Origin of the sequence: Shigella sp. FC1567 (assembly GCF_001743015.1) — a bacterium.
Classification (GTDB): Bacteria; Pseudomonadota; Gammaproteobacteria; order Enterobacterales; family Enterobacteriaceae; genus Escherichia; species Escherichia coli.
In genome coordinates, this window is record NZ_MIIV01000415.1 from 1 (window position 1) to 400 (window position 400).

Here is a 400-nt window from a genome sequence, read left to right on the forward strand (position 1 = left end):
TCCGTCATCGACGTCAGCAGATGGCAGACTTTTCCTTTGCGCGTCACGGTCAGCAGGCGGGCTGTCACTTCATTTCCCAGTCCCGGCCACTTTTTTCGTGCCTGCGGGCTGGTTTTCAGCTTCACCAGATGATCGCCTTTACCCAGTTTTCTGAGCTCTTCATATTGCGCTCCCTTCCTGAGAGGTATCATCCAGTGGCGGTGTTCTCCCGCCAGGCTCCAGGCATTTAACAGTCCCAGTGAGTAATAACCTTTATCCATTAACGTCAGAGTGTTATCGCCGGTTTGTTCTATAAGTTGCTCAGCAAGCTCATTTTCGCTGTTCTTCATCGTGCCGAAGGCTGCAGCCGTCAGCAGATGGCTGGTCAGTTCCATCTGGCAGACCATTTTGACCTGCGGGT

At 52.8% G+C, this 400-nt stretch carries 1 protein-coding gene; it reads right to left on the minus strand.

The features are described from left to right. A partial coding sequence (locus BHE85_RS18895; protein ID WP_146628273.1) for a transposase occupies window positions 1-400 on the minus strand: 400 nt, incomplete at both ends.